At 67.5% G+C, this 21,498-nt stretch carries 19 protein-coding genes and 2 tRNA genes; 17 read left to right on the top strand and 4 right to left on the bottom strand.

The features are described 5' to 3' along the window. The first annotated feature begins 47 nt into the window (after nucleotides 1-47). The 9 genes from obgE to ACIQCM_RS02380 all read left to right on the top strand — a co-directional run bounded on the left by obgE (nucleotide 48) and on the right by ACIQCM_RS02380 (nucleotide 7,399). Nucleotides 48-1,637, top strand: coding sequence for a GTPase ObgE (gene obgE, locus ACIQCM_RS02420; RefSeq protein ID WP_400603464.1), 1,590 nt, complete (start codon nucleotides 48-50; stop codon nucleotides 1,635-1,637). Then, entirely contained in the window at nucleotides 1,627-2,826 is a 1,200-nt protein-coding gene (gene proB, locus ACIQCM_RS02415; protein WP_400603465.1) for a glutamate 5-kinase, read from the top strand. Before obgE ends, proB begins: the two co-directional genes overlap by 11 nt. Then, nucleotides 2,823-4,202 carry a glutamate-5-semialdehyde dehydrogenase gene (locus ACIQCM_RS02410; protein WP_400603466.1) on the top strand — a complete coding sequence of 460 codons (1,380 nt, stop codon included), beginning with the start codon at nucleotides 2,823-2,825 and terminating at the stop codon, nucleotides 4,200-4,202. Before proB ends, ACIQCM_RS02410 begins: the two co-directional genes overlap by 4 nt. Nucleotides 4,203-4,278: 76 nt before the next feature. Beyond that, nucleotides 4,279-4,512 (top strand): hypothetical protein, encoded by a 234-nt coding sequence (locus ACIQCM_RS02405; protein WP_377216029.1) that lies wholly within the window; start codon nucleotides 4,279-4,281, stop codon nucleotides 4,510-4,512. Nucleotides 4,513-4,552: 40 nt separating this feature from the next. After that, nucleotides 4,553-5,182, top strand: a complete 630-nt coding sequence (gene nadD / locus ACIQCM_RS02400) for a nicotinate-nucleotide adenylyltransferase (RefSeq protein WP_400604273.1) — start codon at nucleotides 4,553-4,555, stop codon at nucleotides 5,180-5,182. 7 nt (nucleotides 5,183-5,189) lie between these two features. Then, nucleotides 5,190-6,485: a hypothetical protein gene (locus ACIQCM_RS02395; RefSeq protein WP_400603467.1), complete on the top strand. Its 1,296-nt coding sequence runs from the start codon at nucleotides 5,190-5,192 to the stop codon at nucleotides 6,483-6,485. A gap of 45 nt (nucleotides 6,486-6,530) precedes the next feature. Then, nucleotides 6,531-6,932 (top strand): ribosome silencing factor, encoded by a 402-nt coding sequence (gene rsfS, locus ACIQCM_RS02390; protein ID WP_400603468.1) that lies wholly within the window; start codon nucleotides 6,531-6,533, stop codon nucleotides 6,930-6,932. Nucleotides 6,933-7,047: 115 nt separating this feature from the next. Beyond that, nucleotides 7,048-7,120 (top strand) — tRNA-Ala (locus tag ACIQCM_RS02385). Nucleotides 7,121-7,326: 206 nt separating this feature from the next. After that, nucleotides 7,327-7,399, top strand: a tRNA-Ala gene (locus ACIQCM_RS02380). A 90-nt stretch (nucleotides 7,400-7,489) separates the two neighbouring features. On the opposite strand, the gene ACIQCM_RS02375 is transcribed toward ACIQCM_RS02380, so the two are convergent. After that, on the bottom strand, nucleotides 7,490-8,809 hold the full coding sequence (locus tag ACIQCM_RS02375; protein ID WP_400603469.1) for a class I SAM-dependent methyltransferase: 1,320 nt from the start codon (nucleotides 8,807-8,809) through the stop codon (nucleotides 7,490-7,492). 110 nt (nucleotides 8,810-8,919) lie between these two features. On the opposite strand from ACIQCM_RS02375, the gene ACIQCM_RS02370 reads away from it, so the two are divergent. From ACIQCM_RS02370 to ACIQCM_RS02345, 6 genes are all read left to right on the top strand, one after another. Beyond that, nucleotides 8,920-10,002, top strand: a complete 1,083-nt coding sequence (locus ACIQCM_RS02370; RefSeq protein WP_400603470.1) for an FAD-dependent oxidoreductase — start codon at nucleotides 8,920-8,922, stop codon at nucleotides 10,000-10,002. Nucleotides 10,003-10,069: 67 nt separating this feature from the next. After that, entirely contained in the window at nucleotides 10,070-11,299 is a 1,230-nt protein-coding gene (locus ACIQCM_RS02365) for a class I SAM-dependent methyltransferase (protein ID WP_400603471.1), read from the top strand. A gap of 289 nt (nucleotides 11,300-11,588) precedes the next feature. Beyond that, nucleotides 11,589-12,791 (top strand): ROK family transcriptional regulator, encoded by a 1,203-nt coding sequence (locus ACIQCM_RS02360; protein ID WP_400604274.1) that lies wholly within the window; start codon nucleotides 11,589-11,591, stop codon nucleotides 12,789-12,791. A gap of 3 nt (nucleotides 12,792-12,794) precedes the next feature. Further along, the gene (locus ACIQCM_RS02355; RefSeq protein WP_400603472.1) at nucleotides 12,795-14,159 is read left to right on the top strand and encodes an extracellular solute-binding protein; all 1,365 of its coding nucleotides are present in this window, start codon (nucleotides 12,795-12,797) and stop codon (nucleotides 14,157-14,159) included. Nucleotides 14,160-14,162: 3 nt separating this feature from the next. Further along, entirely contained in the window at nucleotides 14,163-15,044 is an 882-nt protein-coding gene (locus ACIQCM_RS02350; RefSeq protein ID WP_400603473.1) for a carbohydrate ABC transporter permease, read from the top strand. Continuing rightward, nucleotides 15,041-15,859: a carbohydrate ABC transporter permease gene (locus ACIQCM_RS02345; RefSeq protein ID WP_400603474.1), complete on the top strand. Its 819-nt coding sequence runs from the start codon at nucleotides 15,041-15,043 to the stop codon at nucleotides 15,857-15,859. Before ACIQCM_RS02350 ends, ACIQCM_RS02345 begins: the two co-directional genes overlap by 4 nt. Nucleotides 15,860-15,884: 25 nt before the next feature. Here ACIQCM_RS02345 and ACIQCM_RS02340 read toward each other — a convergent pair whose 3' ends face one another. Continuing rightward, nucleotides 15,885-16,088 (bottom strand): hypothetical protein, encoded by a 204-nt coding sequence (locus ACIQCM_RS02340; RefSeq protein WP_400603475.1) that lies wholly within the window; start codon nucleotides 16,086-16,088, stop codon nucleotides 15,885-15,887. Nucleotides 16,089-16,464: 376 nt separating this feature from the next. On the opposite strand from ACIQCM_RS02340, the gene ACIQCM_RS02335 reads away from it, so the two are divergent. Both ACIQCM_RS02335 and metE read left to right on the top strand, forming a co-directional pair. Beyond that, the gene (locus ACIQCM_RS02335) at nucleotides 16,465-17,421 is read left to right on the top strand and encodes a methylenetetrahydrofolate reductase (protein WP_400603476.1); all 957 of its coding nucleotides are present in this window, start codon (nucleotides 16,465-16,467) and stop codon (nucleotides 17,419-17,421) included. Nucleotides 17,422-17,508: 87 nt separating this feature from the next. Then, a complete protein-coding gene (metE, locus tag ACIQCM_RS02330; RefSeq protein ID WP_400603477.1) occupies nucleotides 17,509-19,851 on the top strand; it encodes a 5-methyltetrahydropteroyltriglutamate--homocysteine S-methyltransferase in 2,343 nt (780 codons plus the stop codon). A gap of 60 nt (nucleotides 19,852-19,911) precedes the next feature. On the opposite strand, the gene ACIQCM_RS02325 is transcribed toward metE, so the two are convergent. Together ACIQCM_RS02325 and ACIQCM_RS02320 are read right to left on the bottom strand one after the other, a co-directional pair. Continuing rightward, nucleotides 19,912-20,418, bottom strand: a complete 507-nt coding sequence (locus ACIQCM_RS02325; RefSeq protein WP_400603478.1) for a DUF2004 domain-containing protein — start codon at nucleotides 20,416-20,418, stop codon at nucleotides 19,912-19,914. Nucleotides 20,419-20,463: 45 nt separating this feature from the next. Beyond that, nucleotides 20,464-21,381 carry a LysR family transcriptional regulator gene (locus ACIQCM_RS02320; RefSeq protein ID WP_400603479.1) on the bottom strand — a complete coding sequence of 306 codons (918 nt, stop codon included), beginning with the start codon at nucleotides 21,379-21,381 and terminating at the stop codon, nucleotides 20,464-20,466. Between the last annotated feature and the right edge of the window lie 117 nt (nucleotides 21,382-21,498).

Here is a 21,498-nt window from a genome sequence, read left to right as displayed (position 1 = left end):
GTCTTGGCGTCCAGCGGCGCCGGGAAACAGCATCTGAGGAGATCCACGTGGCCAGCTTTGTAGACCGGGTAGTACTGCACGTATCCGGCGGTACCGGCGGCCATGGGTGCGTCTCCGTCCACCGTGAGAAGTTCAAGCCCCTCGGCGGGCCCGACGGCGGCAACGGCGGCAACGGCGGGGACGTCATCCTCCGCGTGGACCACCAGACCACCACCCTGCTTGACTACCACCACGCACCGCACCGGCACGCCACCAACGGCGGCCCCGGAATGGGCGACTGGCGCGGCGGCAAGAATGGCGAGACCCTGGTCCTGCCCGTTCCGGACGGCACGGTCGTCAAGTCCAAGGACGGCACCGTCCTTGCGGACCTCGTCGGCGAAGGCGCCGAGTTCGTCGCGGCCGCCGGCGGGATCGGCGGCCTGGGCAACGCCGCCCTGTCCTCGCAGAAGCGCCGGGCTCCCGGATTTGCGCTGCTCGGCATCGAAGGCGAATCGCGCGACATCGTCCTGGAGCTGAAGTCCATTGCGGACATCGCGTTGGTCGGCTTCCCTTCCGCGGGCAAGTCCAGCCTCATCGCGGCCATGTCTGCCGCACGGCCCAAGATTGCCGATTATCCCTTCACCACCCTCATTCCCAACCTCGGCGTGGTGCAGGCAGGCGACGTCCGCTTCACCATTGCCGACGTGCCCGGGCTGATCGAGGGCGCCAGCGAGGGCAAGGGCCTCGGCCACCACTTCCTGCGCCACGTGGAGCGCTGCGCCGCGCTGGTCCATGTCCTGGACTGCGGCACCCTCGAATCGGACCGCGATCCGCTCTCCGACCTCGCAATCATCGAGGCTGAACTCGAGAAGTACGCCGTGGACATGAGCTACGCCGGGCAGAACGGCGAAGTCGTCCCGTTGAACCACCGCCCGCGCCTGGTGGCCCTGAACAAAGTGGACCTTCCGGACGGCAAGGACATGGCCGAGTTCGTCCGCCCCGAGCTTGAGTCCCGCGGCTACCGCGTCTTTGAGGTTTCCGCCACCAGCCATGAAGGCCTGCGCCAGTTGGGCTTTGCCATGGCTGAAATCGTCAAGGCCGCCCGCGATGCCGTGGCCGCAGCCCCGCCCAAGGTGCAGCCTGTTGTCCTGCGTCCCCGCGCCGTCAATGAGACCGGCTTCCGGATCCGCCGCGAAGAGAAGGGCCTGGAGCCGCTGTTCCGCGTCCTCGGCGAAAAGCCCGTGCGCTGGGTCAAGCAGACGGACTTCACCAACGAGGAAGCCATCGGCTACCTGGCTGACCGCCTGGCCAAGCTGGGCGTGGAAACCGAGCTGTTCAAGCAGGGGGCCAAGCCCGGCGACACCGTGGTTATCGGCGAGGACGACGGCGTTGTCTTCGATTGGGAGCCCACCATGATGGCAGGCGCCGAACTCCTGGCGTCCCCGCGCGGCACCGACGTCCGGTTCGCGGACATCGGCGACCGTCCCACCCGCAGCCAGAAGCGCGAAGAGCAGCAGGAACGCAAGGATGCCAAGGCTGCGGCCCGGGCCGAGCTTGAGGCTGAGCGCAAGGCCGGCATCTGGACCGAGTCCGTGAGCAGCCGCCGCGTGGCCAAGCCCCTCAAGGAGAGTGGACTGGACGCAGGCGATGAGTTCTAGGCCCGCCGACGCGCGCGCATCCGCGCCTGCCCCGGCAGCGGTACCCGCGTCAGACCGGAGCGTACTGGCCAATGCCCGCAGGATCGTGGTCAAGGTCGGTTCGTCGTCCCTGACGAGTATCAAGGGAGGCATCTCCGAGGAGTCACTGACCAGCCTCGCAGACGCCCTCGCGGCCAAGCGCAACACCGGTGCCGAGATCATCCTGGTGTCCTCCGGTGCCATCGCCGCGGGACTCGCTCCGCTGGGACTGGCCAAACGCCCCCGTGACCTGGCTACCCAGCAGGCTGCTGCCAGCGTGGGCCAGGGCCTGCTCATGGCCCGGTACACCCAGGCCTTCGGTGCCCACGGCGTGACCGTCAGCCAGGTCCTCCTCACCGCGGAGGACCTCATGCGCCGAAGCCAGCACGCCAATGCCTTCCGGGCGCTCAACCGGCTCCTGAACCTCGGTGTGGTGCCGGTGGTCAACGAGAACGACACCGTGGCCACGCATGAGATCCGTTTCGGAGACAACGACCGCCTCGCCGCCCTGGTGGCGCACCTGGTCCGGGCCGACGCGCTGGTGCTGCTCTCCGACGTCGACTCCCTCTATGACGGTCCGCCTTCCCAAGGTGCCAAGCGGATTCCACTGGTGGAAGGCCCGCAGGACCTGGAGGGCGTCTCCATCGGCAAGGCGGGCAAGGCCGGCGTCGGCACCGGCGGCATGATGACCAAGGTCGAGGCAGCCACCATGGCCGCCGGCTCCGGCATCCACGCCCTTGTCACCTCTACGCCCAACGCCGCGGCCGCGCTTAGCGGCGAGGACGTGGGGACCTGGTTTACGGTAAACGGTGCCCGCAAGCCCGTCCGTCTCCTCTGGCTGGCGCACGTCGCGTCCGTGCAGGGCCGCCTGGTCGTTGACGAAGGAGCGGTCCGGGCCGTCCGGCATCACCGGACTTCCCTGCTCCCGGCCGGGATTTCCGCGGTGCACGGCGAGTTTGAAGCAGGCGACGCCGTCGAGATAGCGGGCGCGGACGGCACCGTCGTGGCGCGCGGCCTGGTCAACTACTCTTCGGCCGAGCTGCCACGCATGCTGGGCCGGACCACCAGGGACCTCGGCGAGGAACTGGGCAGCGGCTATGAGCGTGAAGTTGTTCATGTTGACGACCTGGTGCTGGTCCGGGCCGCCCGCTCGCCTAAACTTGGAACATGACTGAGGCCCTGATCCACAACGCTGTTGAAAATTCCGGAGAGACCAACGCTGCTGCCCTGGCGCAGCCGCTGGAATCCGCGGAGTCTGCGGCGTCGGGCACCGCTCCCGTATCCGCTGATGAAGTCGAGGCGGGCGTCCACGCCATTGCGGACCGCTCGCGCCACGCGGCCCGCCGGATGGCCACGGCGAACCGGGCCTGGAAGGACCGGGCGCTGCGCGCCGTCTGTGCTGCACTGCAAGAAAACCAGCAGGACATCCTCGCGGCCAATGCCAGGGACGTGGCCAGGGGCAAGTCCAATGGAACCTCCGCGGCCATGCTGGACCGTCTCACGCTGACGCCGGCCCGCATCCAGGGGCTCGCCGACGCCCTGGAGAACCTGGCCAACCTGCCGGACCCTGTAGGAAACGTGGTCCGTGGCCAGACACTGCCCAACGGCCTGCGCCTGCGCCAGGTCAACGTTCCCATGGGCGTGGTGGCCGCCATCTACGAGGCACGCCCCAATGTCACCGTGGACATCGCCGGCCTCGCGCTCAAGAGCGGCAACGCCGTCATCCTGCGCGGCGGAAGCGCCGCGGAGTCCACCAACGAGGTCCTGGTGCGGATCCTGCGCGGGGCCCTGGAATCCGTGGGGCTGCCCGCCGACGCCGTCCAGACGGTGGACCAGTACGGCCGCGCCGGTGCCACGGCGCTGATGCGGGCCCGCGGACGGGTAGACGTCCTGATTCCCCGCGGCGGCCGCGACCTGATCCAGTCCGTCGTCACCAACTCCGCCGTGCCCGTCATCGAAACAGGCGAGGGCAACGTGCACATCTTCATCGATGAATCGGCCGGCGAAGAGATGGCCGTGGAGATCCTGCTGAACGCCAAGACCCAGCGCCCCAGCGTGTGCAACACCGTGGAGACGCTGCTGGTGCACTCGCGTTCCACGGTCCTTCCCGCCGTCGCCACGGCCCTGCACAAAGCCGGCGTCCGGCTGCACGTGGACGAACGTGTCCGCGCTGCCCTGCCGGCAGGCGTAGAGGCCGAAGCCGCCACGGACGAGGACTGGGAGACCGAGTACATGGACCTGGATCTGGCCGTGGCCATGGTGGACAACCTGGACCAGGCCGTCCAGCACATCCGCACGTGGTCCACGGGCCACACCGAGGCCATTCTCACCAACAACCTGGCCAACGCCGAGCGGTTCATCGCCGAGATCGATTCGGCGGCGGTAATCGTTAACGCCTCCACCCGCTTCACGGACGGCGGCGAGCTGGGCCTGGGAGCCGAGGTGGGCATTTCCACGCAGAAGCTGCACGCGCGCGGTCCCATGGGCCTGACGGAGCTCACCACCACTAAGTGGATCGTCCAGGGCGAGGGCCAGGTCCGCGGGTAGCAACGCGGTAACATAGACCAGAACCATTCGCAGCGGTCACTTCCGCTGCCGCAATTCCTGAACCCTAGGGGAGAACATGCTGTTCCAGCAGATTGCCATGACCGCAGCCGCTGAGGCCGAAGAACACGAACTTGCTCCTCTCTGGGCAGAGCCGTGGGTCTTCGGTGTGGTCATTTTCGCCATCCTGCTGGTGATGATGTTCATCACCCTCTCCTACACCAACCTGGGCAACCGGCACGAGGTGACCGAAGAACACGCCGACCCGCACCGCCAGCACCCGAACAAGCACGATCACGGGCAGGGCCACTAACATTTCGCGCGCTCTGCACCGTCAAGGTGCCACCGGCCGGCTGCGGGTAGGCGTGATGGGCGGGACGTTCGACCCCATCCATCACGGCCACCTCGTGGCTGCCAGCGAAGTTGCCGCCGAGTTCGAACTGGACGAGGTGATTTTTGTCCCCACGGGACAGCCGTGGCAGAAGTCCCACAAACAGGTCAGTGAAGCGGAACACCGCTACCTCATGACCGTGATTGCCACAGCTTCGAACCCCCGGTTCACCGTCAGCCGCGTGGACGTGGAACGGCCCGGCCCCACGTACACCATCGACACGCTCCGCGACCTGCGGGCCCAGCGGCCGGAGGCGGACCTCTTCTTCATCACCGGCGCGGATGCGCTGGCCCAGATCCTTTCCTGGAAGGACATTGACGAGCTTTGGTCATTGGCCCACTTTGTGGGCGTCACCCGGCCGGGGCATGTCCTGGACGGCATGGGACGGGACGACGTCAGCCTGCTCGAAGTGCCGGCCATGGCCATCTCCTCGACGGACTGCCGCAGCCGCGTGGCCGCGAACAATCCGGTCTGGTACCTGGTGCCGGACGGAGTAGTGCAATACATCGCCAAATACGGCCTCTACGCGGACGTACCGCCTGCCGGGACAGACGCCGGGGCCGGTGCACGTGAACCAGCAAGTACTGAATGAGTCCTCCATGAGTCACGAACAGCCCCCCATCCCCAGCCGCCGGGAACTCCGAAAAGCCCGCGACGCACAGCGAGCGGCCGCCGCCGGAAATACGCACGACGACGGACAGGCACCGGCCGTTTCCGGCAAGCCTTCGTCCGCTGCTGCTCCCGCCCCGGCCCCGGGCGCTGCCCCTGCCCCTGTCCCGTCCGCTGTGCCCGCAGCGGCGCGCCCGGTTCCGGCGGAACGCTCCTCGCAGGTCCGCGCCCGGGACCGCGCGACGCTCCGTGCCATCAAAGAGATGGAGGAGAAGGAAAGCCAGCTCTCGGCGGGCGGTCCCGTGACGCGGCGCCAGCTCCGGCTCCAGCAGCTCAAGGAACAGGCCCTGACCGGGCTGAACACGGTCGTCCCGCCGGCAGGGGTGGACGCCCCGCCCGCAGCTGCGGACTCCAGCGGACCTGCTGCCTCCGAGGATGACCGGCAGGGCGGCGGGAATGGCCCGGGGCCCCAGGCCATGACGGTGGAACAGGCACTCGCGGCACGCTCCCTGATCGCCGAGCAGGCGCGCAACCAGATCGCCAGGATGGAGCACATTGCATCGCTGGATCCGGAAGCCGTCGACCCGGAAATCCTCGCAGAGCAGATCGCCCTTGCGGAGCGCGCGGCCGTGATGAACCGCCGGGCCATGGCACGGCAAAAACTGGCTGAACAGGCGTCAGTTCCCCTGCCCAGGGACGCCGCATCGAAAGAACGGCAGGCGCCCTCCACGGCCACCAACCTGGCAATGGTCACACCGCTGGAGTTCGTCCAGGTTCCCGGCGTGGACCGTCCCGTGATGAAGCCTCCGGCCACGTCCTATGTGCCTGTCACCACGCACCAGGGCACCAAAGTTCCGGTGCGCGGGACCAACGCGCCGGCTGCCCCGGACAGCGGCTCGGGAGCCGGCGCTCCAACGCGTCCCGCGGTTCCGGTTCCCGGCGCCTCCGGCCCGAAGCGGTCCCACATGATTGCGCGCGCCGAGGCCGCAGCGCGCGCTGCGGGGGCAGAACAGTCCATGCGGCAGCGCCAGGCGGTGCAGGTGGAGCCGGCAGCAGCGCAACGGCCCGCGCCGGAGCCGGCGGCCGAGCCCTTGGCGGACGACCTTTTGGAGAACCTTCCCCGTGTTCCGGCCGCATCGGCCTACGGCCTGGAGCCGCTGGACGCAGCCACGGCAGGGCTGGCCCGGGCCAACCGCAACCGGATGCTTCAGATCTTCGTCCTGGCACTGGGCATCGTGGCGCTCATTGCCGGGATTATCCTCATCATCAGCGGATTCTCCGGCTAGCAGTCCGGCCGCGCCAACAGTATTTTTAACCCAACAAGGAGTCCCGTGACTGCATCAGAATCATCCATCACCACAGCCCGCGCTGCCGCCAAGGCTGCTGCTGACAAGCTCGCCCAGGACGTGGTGGGCCTGGACGTCAGCGAGCGCCTGGCGCTGGCGGACGTTTTCCTCATTGCTTCGGCACCCAGCGAACGCCAGGTTAACGCGATCGTGGACGGAATCGAGGAGGAACTGGCCAAGCTGGACCTGCGTCCGGTCCGCCGCGAGGGCCGTTCCGGCGGCCGCTGGGTCCTGCTGGACTACTCGGATATCGTGATCCACGTTCAGCATGAAGAGGACCGCGTGTTCTACGCCCTGGAGCGGCTCTGGAAGGACTGCCCCGTGGTGGACCTGGAGCTCGGAGACGACGCTTCTGCCAAGGCCGCCGTGGCCGCCGAAGGCGACTAGGACCAGGGGAACCCGCCGAATATGCCCGATTTGGAATTTTCGGAATTGCTGTTCTAAGATATTTGAGTTGCTCCGGGGAGACCACGGAAAAACGCTCACGGAGCGGCAATAGTTCGGGGCTGTGGCGCAGCTGGTAGCGCACCTGCATGGCATGCAGGGGGTCAGGGGTTCGAGTCCCCTCAGCTCCACAAGACGATCCGCCGGAACCTTTGGTTCCGGCGGATTTTTTTGTTGTCCGGCGTGTTAACTTTTGGCCGTTTGGCGGTTCATCAATCTGGAAGCAGCGGTTCACGGTCCGGTTCGTTTCCGGCGGCACGCCGATTGGCGCCCGGCGCGAAAGTGCATTAAGCTGATCAGGTTGCTCCGGCGGAAACCGCCGGGACTGCAACAATCCGGGGCTGTGGCGCAGCTGGTAGCGCACCTGCATGGCATGCAGGGGGTCAGGGGTTCGAGTCCCCTCAGCTCCACGGATATGAAAAACACCCCGGTCTTCGGACCGGGGTGTTTTTCATTGCTGGATTGTTTTCCGGCGCCTGCTTCAGGGCCGCGAATCCGCCTCACAGCCAGCTGGTACGGCGCAGGGGCGGTTCCTTGCCGCCTGCGCGCTGGACCAGAACCTGGTTGACACCCGTGAGCCCGTTCTCGAACCCCACGGCGCTGGAGGCCATGTACAGCCGCCACACCCTGGCGCGCCCGCCGCCGGCCAGCCTGACGGCCTCGTCCCAGTTCTCTTCCAGCCGCCGGACCCACGCCCGCAGGGTCAGGGCATAGTGCCGGCGCAGGGCCTCCACATCCAGCACTTCGAAGCGGGCCGCTTCCAGCGCCGTCACCATCTCGCCCAGGCTGATCATTTCGCCGTCGGGAAACACGTAGCGGGGGATAAACGAATCCGGATCCGGGTCGGTGGGGCCAGCGTTCCATGATATCGCGTGGTTCAGCAGCCTCCCGCCGGGCTTCAGCAGTGCATACAGGGCAGCCGCATAGCCAGGGGTCTGCTCCCGGCCCACGTGCTCGGACATTCCGATGGAGCTGATGGCATCGAAAGGCCCGTCAGTGACGTCGCGGTAGTCCTGGACCCGGATCTCCACCTTGCCCGAAAGCCCCGCATCAGCCACCCGGCGCCGCGCCAGGTCCGCCTGTTCCGACGAGAGAGTCACTCCCACCACCGTGGCCCCGTACTTCCCGGCGGCGTGCAGGGCGAAGCTGCCCCAGCCGCAGCCAACGTCCAGTACCCGCATGCCCGGTTCCAGGCCCAGCTTCCGGCACACGAGGTCCAGCTTGGCCTCTTGGGCAGCCTCCAGCCCGGGTCCTCCCGATGACGTGTCGGGTTGGCTGTCCGGGTGGTCGTCTCCGGGCCAGACCGCGCACGAGTAGACCATCGAAGGACCCAGCACCAGGGAGTAGAACCCGTTGCCCACGTCGTAGTGATGGGAGATCGCTGCAGAGTCGCGGCGCCGCGAGTGCAGGCGTCCCCGCCGCGCTATCTTTGCTTCCTCCGGGGGCGGAGCCGGGTTGGGGCCCAGCGCGCCCAGCCGGACGGCGGTCCGCAGTAATGTCCAGAGTTCGCCCGGGGTCGGAGCGCGGAACGGGCCCGGCTCGGCAAACTTGCCGGCCGAGCTCAGTGCGGCAAACGCAGCAAAGATATCGCCTGGCGCGTCGATTTCCCCTGCCACATAGGCCCGGCTCAGGCCCAGCTGGCCAGGAGACCAGAGCATGCGCCGCAGGGCGCGGCGCGAACGGAATTCGATAACGGGAGCCCCCTCGGGGCCCGCCTCCGACCCGTCCCACGCCCTAAGCCGCAGGGGTATTGTTTTCGTCCCCAGGACAATGCCAAGGGCTTTGCTGAGCTGTCCGGCCGCGCCGTCGCTTCGCGTCATGGTGGTCCTCCCGTCCCCGTGTGTGCCCAGACTATGGCCACGGCGCACCGCCAGGCTATGACGCGCCGGGCAACTCATGCCGCCAACTACCGTCCGGCTATCATGGGGGAGTGAATCCCACCCGCGCCGACGTCGTGGTCATCGGGGCGGGCCAGGCCGGCCTTTCCGCCGCCTACCACCTCCGGCGCCGCGGCCTGGACTTCGTAGTCCTCGACGCCGAAGACGGCCCCGGCGGCGCCTGGCGGCACCGCTGGAGGAGCCTGCGGATGGCCACCGTGAACGGAATCAGCGACCTCCCCGGCATTGCCAAACCCACGCCTGACCCCCGGGAACCGAGCTCCGAATTCCTCACCCGGTACTTCAGCGGCTATGAGGAAGAACTTGGCCTCGACGTGCACCGGCCGGTCAAAGTCCGCTCAGTGCACCGGGAAGATGCGGACCCGGCCGGGCGGCTCCTCGTCAGGACAGACAAAGGCGACTGGAGCGCCCGGGCCATCATCAATGCCACCGGCACCTGGACCCGGCCTTTCTGGCCCCTCTATCCCGGCCGGGAAACCTTCCGTGGCCGGCAGCTGCACGTGGCCGACTATGTCTCCCGGGATGAATTCGCGGGGCGGCATGTGGTTGTGGTGGGAGGCGGCATCTCGGCCGTAGGCCTGCTGGATGAAATCTCCCAGGTCACCACCACCACCTGGTTCACCCGCCGGGAGCCGGTGTGGCGGGACGCGGAGTTCGACGCCCAGGCCGGCCACGACGCCGTCGCGCTTGTGGAAGAGCGGGTCCGCCAGGGGCTGCCGCCGCAAAGCGTTGTCTCGGTGACCGGGCTCATCTGGACGCCGGCACTGCGGGCCGCAGCAGCACGCGGGGTGCTGGATCGGCGCCCGATGTTTACCGCAATCGAACCGGACGGTGTCCGCTTGGCGGACGGTGGTTTCCTGGCTGCCGGCGCCATTCTCTGGGCCACCGGCTTCAGGGCCGAACTCGATCACCTGGCACCGCTGGGGCTCCGCGGCCCCGGCGGCGGCATTGCCATGGACGGAACCCGGGTGGCAGCGGAGCCGCGCGTACACCTGGCGGGTTACGGTCCGTCGTCGTCCACTATCGGCGCAAACCGGGCAGGGCGTGCAGCGGTAAACTCCATCCTCAAACTCCCCGGCATCGCACCAGGCCAGGCGGCGCCGGCATGGGGCTGACAGGCCCTTTCCGCGCAGCGGCAACCAGCAGGAACACCCCCACAACCCGGAAGGCGGCACCAGCGACGTGACAGCACCCACCCTTGAGGACATCTTCGGGGTCCTGCGCCGCCGGCCGGATGTGGAAGCGTCCAACCTCCAGGCCTGGGACGCCACGGACCGCCTCCTGCTGGAGACAGCATCCGTCCACGTCCGGCCCGGCAGCACGGTTGCCGTCATCGGCGATCGCTACGGCGCCCTGACCCTGGGCGCCCGCACAGTCCTCCAGCCGGGAACGCTGCGGGTGCACCAGGACCTGATCACGGGGGAGCGCGCGCTGCAGCTGAACGCGGCCGCCCTTGCCGCGGCCTACCCGGCAGCGGGATATTCGCCGGCGCAGGAGGAAACGGCACACCAGGAAGCAGCGCACCAGGCAGGAACGCACGACGGCGGCGGCCCTTCCGCGCCGGGCTTCCGGCAGATGCCGCTGGGCCCCGCCCTGCTCGCCGGAGCGGAAACGGTCCTGATGCAGCTGCCCAAGACCCTCGCCGAACTGGACGAGGCCGCCGCAGCCGTTGCCCGGTACGCCGCACCGGGCGCCGTGCTCCTGGCCGGCGGCCGGGTCAAGCACATGTCCCTGGGCATGAACGCCGTCCTGGCCAGGCATTTCCAAACCGTCCAGCCCCAGCACGCCCGGCAGAAGTCGCGGGTGCTGCTGGCCACAGGCCCTCGACCGGACACGGAGGCCGCCCGCTTTCCCGCCGTCGAACACCTCGCCGAACTGGACCTGGACGTCGCCGCGCATGGTGCGGTATTCGCAGGGGCCAGGCTGGACATCGGGACCCGGTTCCTCCTGGCGTTCCTGCCGGAGATGAAACCCGCCCGCCATGCCGTGGACCTGGGCTGCGGCACGGGCATCCTGGCAGCAATGTACGCCCGCCAGTTTCCCAAGGCAGCCGTGACGGCTTCGGACCAATCCGCTGCCGCGGTGGCTTCCGCGCGCGCCACGGCGGAGGCGAACGGACTGGGGGAGCGCATCAGTGTCCTGCAGGACGACGCCCTCAGTACGCTCCCGGATGCGGCGGCAGGGCTGGTCCTCCTGAATCCGCCATTCCATGTGGGCGCGGGTGTGCACGCAGGCGCAGGATTGAAGCTTATTACCGCCGCGGGCCGGGTCCTGGAACCGGGAGGCGAGCTGTGGACAGTATTCAACCGGCACCTGCCGTACCTGCCGGCATTGGAACGCGAGGTGGGGCCAACGGTGGTGAAGGGCCAGAACCCCAAGTTCACGGTGACCCGCAGCCTGCGCCGGGCCTGACCGCAGCCGCAACCGGTGGCCAGCCGGGCACCCGGCTGACCTGCCCCACGCCGCCTGACCTGCCCCACGCCGCCTGACCTGCCTCACGCCGCCTGACCTGCCTCACGCCGTCTGACCTGCCCCACGCCGTCTGACCTGCCCCCGCCACGCCGCAGCGGCGTATGGGCCGGCCCGGGCGTGTACCGTACGATTTCAAGCAGCACCATATCCGGGTGGCCGAAGACGTTTAGGGGACGCAGTGACTGAGACCCGCCAATCCGCGCCAAGGCGAGGAACCAACCTGCCCCGGATGGGCGACTTCAACCTCACGGTGATCCTGGATGCGATCCGGCGCGCAGGCGGCGGCCTGAGCCGCGTGGAGCTGGCCCAGATCGTGGGTCTTTCGCCGCAGACCATCTCCAATATTTCGCGGAGGCTTCTGGACCAGAACCTCATCGTCGAAGCGGGCAAAGAAGGCAGCGGACCCGGCAAGCCCCGCACCATTCTCCGGCTCAACCCCGGCGGCATGTACGCGCTGGGCGTGCACCTGGACCCCGCCGTTACCACCCTGGTGGTGCTGGATCTGGTGGGTGCGGTAGTGCAGCACGCACGGATTGAAACCCCCGGCGGCAATGATCCCGCTGCCGTCATTTCCACCATTGCCGCCGGGATCGCGGATCTGGTCACCGACTCAGGCGTTGACCGGGGACGGATTGCCGGACTTGGCATCGCCGCGCCCGGCCCCATCGACCCCGAACACGGTACCGTGGTGGACCCGCCCCTGCTGCAGGGCTGGGACCGGGTGGAGCTTCGTAACGCACTGTCCGAGGCCACCGGCTACTCCGTCCTGATGGACAAGGACGGCACCAGCGCGGCGGTGGCGGAAACCTGGGCCGGCGGTCCCAGCGGTGCGGGAAGCTTCGTTTTCATGTATATGGGCACCGGCATTGGCTGCGGAATCGTCCTTAACGATGAAGTAGTCCGCGGCACCTCCGGCAACGCCGGCGAAATAGGGCACATCGTGGTTGATCCGGACGGCCCGCTGTGCGACTGCGGCCAGCGCGGCTGCGTGAAGTCCTCTGCCATCCCGCAGGTCCTCGTTGCCGAAGCCGAGGCGGCAGGCATCCTGAACGGCCTGCGCGCCGGCAACAGCGGAGCTGAAATCCAGCAGAGTTTCGGGCAGTTGTGCGACCTCGCCGACGGCGGAGATCAAAGGGCACTGGCAATCATCGACAAGTCCGCCCTGCTGGTGGCGCGCGCAGCTTCCGTGGTGGCCAACGCGCTGGACGTGGAGCGCGTGGTGTTCGGGGGCCCGTTCTGGAGCCGGCTTTCCGGCCGTTACCTGGAGCTGGTGCCGGAGATGCTGGACGCCAACAGTGCAGCGCGGCTCATCCACCCCATCGAGGTGGTGGGCACTGGGGTGGGCGAGGATGTGGGGGCCATCGGCGCCGCGTCGCTGGTCCTGGAAGATGCACTCGCACCCCGTGCGCAGCGCCTGCTGTTGGAGTCCTGAACCATGGCCCGGACCACCCGCCGCTCCGCGCTGAAGGCAGGGGCCGTTGCGGCCGCAGCTCTGATGGGCCTCACCTCCTGCGCGCCGGGGTCCGACGCTGACTCCGCCACCACCCTTAAGGTGGCCTACCAGAAGACGGATTCATTCATTGCCCTGGACGCCATGTTCCAGGCCGCCAAGAAGGACTTTGAGGCGGCGCATCCGGGCGTCACCGTGGAGCTGCAGCCGATCGAGGGCAACGACGAGGATTACGGAACCAAGCTGGCGCTGGCTTTGCGCTCACCGGCCACGGCGCCGGACGTGTTTTACGAGGACACCTTCAAGGTCCGTTCCGATGTTGACGCCGGCTACCTGCTCAAGCTGGACTCCCACCTTGGCCAATGGGACGGCTGGGGAGCCTTCGAGGAAGCAGCGAAGGCGGCGGGAAAGGCGGACGACGGCGGCACGTACGCAGTGCCCCTGGGCACCGACACCCGGGTCATCTGGTACAACAAGAAAGTTTTCGCCGCCGCCGGGATCAATGTCCCGTGGCAGCCGAAGAGCTGGCAGGACATCCTCACGGCCGCACGCACCATCAAGGCGAAGGACCCTGACGTCATTCCCTTCAACATGTATGCGGGCAAGGGCACCGGCGAAGGCACCGTCATGCAGGGCTTCTACGAGCTCCTGTACGGCACGGGAACCGGGCTCTATGACGACGAAACCGGCAAGTGGGTGGTGGGCTCGGCAGGCTTCACTGATTCCCTGGACTTCCTGAAGACGCTCTACGACGAGGAACTCGCAGTGTCTCCCGCGGAAGCGCTGGATGGAAACGTCTGGAAGAAGGTGTTTGGCGAATGGTTCCCCAAGGCCCGCCTGGGCGGCACCGTGGAAGGTTCCTACGCGCCGTCGTTCTGGCAGGAGGGAGGCAGCTACGAATGGCCGGGCTATGCGCAGGACATGGGTGTGGCCCCTTTCCCCACCCGCGACGGCGCTGCCCCGGGCGCGGTGAGCATGTCCGGAGGCTGGACGCTGGCTGTGGGTTCGGGCACCAAGGACCCTGACCTGGCCTTCAGCTTCCTCACGACGGCACTGGGCATGGAGAATTCGCTGGCGTTCACCCTGGCCAGCTCGCAGATTGCCGTGCGCAAGGACGTTGCCGCGCATCCCGACTACCAGTCCGCCAATCCCTTCGTGCGGGACGTTTCCGCCGTGGTGCCGGTTACCCGGTACCGTCCGGCCACCTCAGACTATCCCCGGATTTCGGCTGCGGTGCAGGAAGCCACGGAAGCGGTGATTACCGGTGCCCGGACACCCGCGGAGGCCGCGGCCGGCTATGACGCCGCCGTGGAGCAGATCGTGGGCGCCGAAAACACCGTCCGGAAGTAGCCCGTGTCCGCCGCTGCCCGCCCGCGGCAGGCCCTCCGGTACCTTCCGGTCCTGCCCGCCGTCCTGCTACTGCTGGTTTTCCTTGCCGGGCCCGTGGCCTGGGCGTTCCACGCATCCTTGACCAATGCCGGTCTTACCGGCCGCAGCGCCCGCAACCCGCAGTGGATCGGACTGGAGAACTACGCCCGGCTGCTTGGGGATCCGGTATTCCCCCTGTCCCTGGCGGTGACGCTGGTATTCGTGCTGGGGTCGGCCGTTCTGGGCCAAAACCTGCTGGGCCTGGCATTGGCGGTACTGATGCGCCGGGCGCGGCCGGGCGTCTCGGCAGCCGTGGGCACGGCGGTGGTGGCGGCGTGGGTGCTGCCCGAGATTGTGGCCGCCTTTGCCGCCTATGCCTATTTCAACCGCGACGGGACCCTGAACCAGCTCCTCGCGGGGCTGGGCCTGCCGGGCGCGGACTGGCTCTATTCCTTTCCCGTGGCGGCGGTGATGATGGCCAACGTGTGGCGGGGGACGGCGTTTTCCATGCTGGTGTACCGTGCGGCGCTGGACGATGTTCCGGCCGAGGTGGCGGAGGCGGCCCAGGTGGACGGTGCCACAGGGTGGCAGCGGCTGGCGTTCATCACCCTGCCCATCATCCGGGGCAGCATCGCGACGAACCTGATGCTGGTCACGCTCCAGACATTGGCGGTGTTCACCCTCATCTGGGTCATGACGGCCGGCGGTCCGGCCGACGCCAGCACTACGTTGCCCGTCCTGGCTTACGTGGAAGCGTTCCGCTTTGGGGACATCGGTTACGGAACGGCCGTGGCTGTGGTGCTGCTGTTGATCGGGGCCGTGTTCGGGGCGGCCTACATCCGGTTGCTGCGCGGAGCCCGGGCGTGAAGCGGAGGGGGAGCACGCCTGCGGACGCGGCGCTCCTGGGAGTGGGCGCCTGCTTCCTGCTGCCGCTGCTGTGGCTGGTACTGGCTTCCCTGGACACCCGGGCGGGCCACGAAACCCGCCTGCCGGAGCAGCCCGGCCTGGCCAACTTCGCCGCCGTCATGACGCCGGAGCTGGTGCTGCAGCCCCTGTGGAACAGCGTGGTCCTCTCTGCCGGCACCGGTGCGGTGACCCTGGGCGCGGCCGTGCTGGCGGCCTATCCGCTGTCCCGTTACCGGTCCCGCTTCAACGCCCCGTTCATGTACGGGGTCCTGTTTGGGACGTGCCTGCCCATCACCGCGATCATGGTTCCGGTCTATGGGCTTTTCGTGCAGCTGGAACTGCTGGACTCCATGCCCGCCACCATCCTGTTCATGGCGGCAACGTCGCTCCCCATGGCCATCTGGATGACCCGCAACTTCATGGATTCAGTGCCGGTCTCCCTGGAAGAAGCAGCCTGGGTGGACGGCGCATCCCGGATGGCGGCGCTGTGGTCCATCGTCCTTCCGCTGATGCGGTCCGGGCTGGGGGTGGTGTTCATCTTCGTGTTCATCCAGGCATGGGGCAACTTCTTCGTGCCATTCGTGTTGCTCCTGTCCCCGGGGACGCAACCCGCGGCCGTGTCGATCTACAGCTTCTTCGGCCAGCATGGAGCAGTGGCCTACGGGCAGCTGGCCGCCTTCTCCATCCTGTACTCCGCGCCCGTCCTCGCCCTCTATGCCATCGTGGCCAAAGCTTCGGGCAGCACCTTTGCGCTGTCCGGCGCCGTGCGCGGCTGAGGGGGAACCATTGCCGGGCAGGACGCTAGTCGATGTCCTCCAGGACCACCCCGTAGGGGAGCGACTCATCAAGGTGCGCCTGGTGGCCGGTGGATCCCGGGTTGTAGGTGACCCGGACGCCGTGCAGCTTGTCTGCAGCGGACTGCATGAGGACGGGCCGTACGGTGCTGACGAACATCTCGCTCTTGCCGGCGAGGAACTCCTGGTAACTGGCTGGAAGCTCGATCATGGCAAAAGAATAGACCCGCGGGCGATGGTTGGGGAGAGGGCGAGGGTCCGGCCTGGTCGAACAATATTCAGCCCAGTGTCGCGGATGGCCGTAAAGCTGCGTCTTAATTCGGCGGCCGACTTGAAAGCGCCTCCGGCTGCTCATAGAGTCGTAGACAAGTTACCGCGGTAACGTGTCAGCGATCCTCCGGTCCGGAGGGTGTGGGTGCCCCCATGTGGGCCTGACATTTGCTCACGGAAAGCTTCAATCCAGGCGTAACAGTCGCGGCTGCGTCCCTGTTGGAGTTCTTTTTCCGTGTTCCCAAACTCAAATTCATTGCCGGATCGGTGCCGCCCTTTGGGCAGCCGGCCCCAGTGACCCAAAGCCAAGGACGCAAATGTCGCCACCAAGCCTTATTGACACACATCCACCCCTCTCCGAGACCGCCCCTGTGGCGCTGTCCTACGAGCTCTTCCCGCCTCGTTCGCCTGCTGCGGCCGAAACCCTGTGGACCACCATCCGTGAACTGGAAGCCACAAGCCCCGACTATGTCTCCGTGACATACGGTGCCAGCGGCTCCAACCGGGACACGGCAGTGGACCTGATCAACCGGCTGCTGCTGGAAACCACCCTCCGGCCGTTGGCGCACCTGACCTGCGTGGGCAATACGCCACAGGAACTGGCAGGGATTATCGGCCAGCTGCTGGACACCGGCGTACGGGGCATCCTGGCCCTGCGCGGTGACCTGCCCAAGGACGGCGCGAGCCCGGGGGATGGTTCCCTGCGCTACGCACAGGACCTGATCGACCTGATCCGCCGCGTGGAGCAGCGCCGTTCGGCTCTCCTCTGCGCCGGCAAGATCGCGGTTGGCGTTGCAGCCTACCCCACCAGGCATCCTGAGTCGCCCAGTGAAGCGCACGACGTCGAGGTGCTGCTGGCGAAGCAGCGCTCCGGTGCCGATTTTGCCATCACGCAGGTGTTCTTCCATGCCGGGCAATACGCGGACCTGCTGACCCGGGCCCGCCGTGCCGGGGTCACCATCCCTATCATTCCCGGCGTCATGCCGCTGACCAGCCTGCGCCGCCTGAAGCGGCTGGGGGAACTGACCGGGGTAGAGCCCGCGGCCGACCTCACCGAGCGCCTGGCCGCCGCGGATACCGACGCCGACCGGCTCCGCATCGGCGTGAACGCCACGGTGGACCTGGCCAACGCCGCACTGGATGCCGGCGCTCCCGGCATCCACCTGTATACGTTCAACGAACACCAGAGCGCACTCCAGGTGCTGGACAAGCTGGCCCTTCCCCGGCCCAGCCGCCGGGCCATCGGCAGTGCCGGCCGCCGGCTCGCCGTCTGACACCCGGGTAGCCGGCTCAGACCCGGCCCCGCTGGCTGGGCCCAAGCCTTCCACGCCTGTAGACCACTAAGAATTCGAGGAATCGCCATGACTGACTTCAGCACGCCCAAAAACAACCCCTTCCCGTCTGCTTCCCTCCTGGGCTACCCCCGGATCGGCCGCCGCCGCGAGCTCAAGAAGGCCGTTGAGGCCTACTGGGCCGGCAAGATCGACGCCGCGGCCCTGGACGCCGCCGCCAAGGACATCCAGCTCACCACTGCCAGGCGCCTGCAGGAGCTCGGCCTGACCGAGGCCGCCGCAGTTCCCGGGACGTTCTCCTTCTACGACCAGGTCCTCGACACCACTGCGCACCTGGGGGCGGTGCCGGCCCGCTTCGGCGGGCTCCTCAACGAAGCAGGGCAGCTGGACATCGACGGCTACTTCACCCTGGCCCGGGGCACCAAGGAGCAGCAGCCGCTGGAAATGACCAAGTGGTTCGACACCAACTACCACTACCTGGTGCCGGAGATCGGCCCCGAGACCGCTTTCACCTTGGCCTCCACTGCAAAGGTGGAAGAGTTCGCCTACGCCCTGGAGAACGGCATCGAAACCCGGCCCTACATCGTGGGCCCGGTAACCTACCTGCTGTTGTCCAAGGCTTCCGACGACGCCCCCGCCGGCTTCGCACCGCTGTCCAGGCTTGAGGACATCCTGCCCGTGTACGTCCGGCTCCTGGAGAAGCTGGCGGCTGCCGGTGCAAGCTGGGTCCAGCTGGACGAGCCGGCCCTGGTGGTTGACCAGGACACTCCGGCAGCTGAGATCGAAGCAGCAGTGGCCCGCGCCTACGAGGTCCTCACCTCGGCTGCCAACCGTCCGCAGGTCCTGGTCTCGACTCCCTATGGTTCGCTGGACGGCCAGCTGGGCACTGTCGCGGCCACCAACATCGACGCCCTGCACATCGATGTCTTCAAGGGTGACGTTCCTTCCGGCGCGGCACTCGCCGGGCTGGGCAGCAAGACCCTGGTTGCCGGCGTGGTGGACGGCCACAACATCTGGCGCAACGACCTCGCCGCTTCGGCTGCCAAGCTGGACGCACTGAAGGCAGCTGCAGGCAAAGTAACTGTCTCCACCTCCACCTCCACCCAGCACGTCCCACATGACGTGGCGGAGGAAACACAGCTCTCCGAACAGCTCCGCAGCTGGCTGGCGTTCTCCGACCAGAAGGCCGTGGAGGTCAAGACCCTCGCGTCCTACCTGGCCGATCCCGCCTCGGCCAAGGCAGCCATTGACGAGGCAACCACAGTGATCGCTTCCCGTGCCAGCGCGGACGGCGTCCGCCGCGCGGACGTCCGTGCCCGCACCGAGGCCCTCACCGCCGCCGACTTCAGCCGCTCCGAGTACCTGGTCCGGGCAGCAGCCCAAGAGGAAGCGCTGCACCTGCCGCCGCTGCCCACCACCACCATCGGGTCCTTCCCGCAGACGTCCGAGATCCGCTCCGCCCGTGCCCGCAACACCAAGGGCGAGCTCAACGACGCGCAGTACGAGCAGTTGATGAAGGACGAGATCAGGCGCGTCGTGGGCCTGCAGGAAGAGCTGGGTTATGACGTCCTGGTGCACGGCGAGCCCGAGCGCAACGACATGGTCCAGTACTTCGCCGAGAACCTCGAGGGCTTCGACGTGACGGTGCACGGCTGGGTCCAGTCCTACGGTTCCCGCTGCACCCGCCCGTCCATCCTCTGGGGTGACGTGACCCGTTCCGCCCCCATCACGGTGAAGTGGGCCGAATATGCGCAGTCCCTGACCAGCAAGCCGATGAAGGGCATGCTCACCGGCCCGGTCACCATCCTGGCCTGGTCCTTCGTCCGCGACGACCAGCCGCTGGCCGAGACCGCCAACCAGGTTGGCCTGGCGCTGCGGGACGAGATCGCCGACCTCGAAGCCGCCGGCATCAAGGTGATCCAGGTGGACGAACCCGCGCTCCGCGAACTCCTTCCGCTGCGCCGGGCCGGCCAGGCCGACTACCTGAAGTGGTCCGTGGACTCCTTCCGCCTCGCCACCGCGGGCGCCAAAGACGCCACGCAGATCCACACCCACCTCTGCTATTCGGAGTTCGGCGTGATCATTGACGCGATCGACGGCCTTGACGCCGACGTCACCTCAATCGAGGCGGCCCGGTCCCGCATGGAGGTTGTCCACGACCTCGAGTCCCACGGCTTCGGCCGCGGCGTGGGCCCTGGTGTTTACGACATCCACTCGCCCCGCGTGCCGGGAGAGCGGGAAGTCACCGAACTGCTGGCCACCGCCGTCAAGCACGTCCCGTCCCGCCAGCTGTGGGTCAACCCGGACTGCGGCCTGAAGACCCGCGGCTACGCCGAGACCGAAGAGTCGCTGCGCAACCTGGTCAAGGCAACGCAGGCCATCCGCGCGGAACTGCTGGAAACTGCCAAGTAGCACAAAGACCGGCGCCCCCCGCCACAATGGCAGGGGGCGCCGTCGTCCTTTAACTGCTTTTCAGGATTCCCAGAGGATCTCGTCGTCCACTACGCCGTCCTCGTCCGCCGAGGCCACCAGGACCTCGTCCGTGAAGTGCTCCCCGAGGGTGAAATCCATGACGAAATAGCGTTCCGGCTGGCCGGGATAGATGCCCACATGGCCCAGCTTGAGCGCCTTGAGGAACACATCCTTGGTGAGCTGGCTGCGGTCCTCCACGCCGAAAACCTTCTGCAGATGCTCGTCCTTGAGGGCGTTGCAGTGGAAGTGCAGGTATTCCTGGGGGCTGGTGCCTTCCTGGTCCAGCTCCTCGGCGATCATCTCGCGGACCTCGTCCACCAGTTCGGGCAGGAAGCGCAGCCGGTATTCCACCTTGCGGAGGGCGGCTTCGTCGAAGTGGTCGTGGGCGGCGATGTTCAGGTCGAGTTCCAGCGGATGCCCGCGCAGTTCGTGCTTGGCTGCGACGGAGTGCTCCCGGCCGTGGTTGAGCTCGATCTCCCCAAAATGCTGGCTCGCTACCTTGTTCATAGTTTCAACATAGACCCGAAGCCCGGTGCATTCCAGCGTTGGCAGCTAATTCACGGCCGTGCGCATTCCGGCCAGCGTTTCGGCCAGCAGGTCCACGAACAACTGCACGCGGGCGGTCTTCCGGTCGTTGATGAGCAGGGCGAAGACGTTGCGGGCCAGCCGGATTTCCGGGACGTCAAGGACCACGACGCCGGACGGCTTCTTCCGCAGCGCGAGTTCCGGAACCAGGGCGGCGCCCAGGCCCGCTGCCGCCATTTCCAGGCTGGCGTGGAAGTCGTCGCTGTGGGCCACCACGCGGGGGTGCAGGTTGCAGCCGGCGAACAGCCGCTCGATCACCATCGCATCGCTGGTGCCGGGATGGTGCATGATCCAGGGCATCTCCGACAGATGGTCCGCTGCCACCTTCGCGTCGCTGCGGAAGCCCCAACCCGCCGGCAGCACCACCCGGAAGTCGTCGTCGCCGATCCACTGCCGGTTGATGGTGTTGGGCCAGGCGAACCCGGTCTGCCCCACCTGGAACACCACGGCGACATCCAGGTCGCCGCCGGTGCGCAGCCCCTGGATGGTCTGGCCGGGCTCCGCCACGGACACCTTCAGGTCAATGCCCAGGTCCTTCCAGGCAGGGTTCTTCAGGATCCGCGGCAGGACGTAGGTGGCCAGGCTGGGAAAGATGCCCAGCCGCAGCTCCTGGCTGGCAGTGTCCTGGGTCCTGGAGGCGGCGGCCATGAGCGCCTCGATGTCGGTGAGCACCTTGGCAGCGTGCCGGGTCATGACGACGGCGGCATCCGTCGGGACCACGCTGCGCGCCGAACGCTGGAACAGGACGACGCCGGTGTCGCGTTCCAGCGCAGACATCTGTTGGGAGACGGCGGAGGCAGTGTAGCCCAGGGTGGCCGCGGCGGCCGCGAACGAGCCCTGGCGCGTGACCTCCAGGAGGGTCTTCAGATGTACCGGATTTACCACCCGCCCACCCTACTCTGCGGACACCCGGTGAAAAAGCTTCCCCATCCACCCATCCACCGGCGTGGCCGCGCCGAATTGCCCCCTGTATACGCGTCGCGGCCGTATACATGTCCCAGC

It is taken from the genome of Pseudarthrobacter sp. NPDC092439 (assembly GCF_044754945.1).
Classification (GTDB): domain Bacteria; phylum Actinomycetota; class Actinomycetes; order Actinomycetales; family Micrococcaceae; genus Arthrobacter.
Note: the sequence above shows the minus strand (reverse complement) of the source record. Positions and strands in the feature narration are given on the sequence as shown.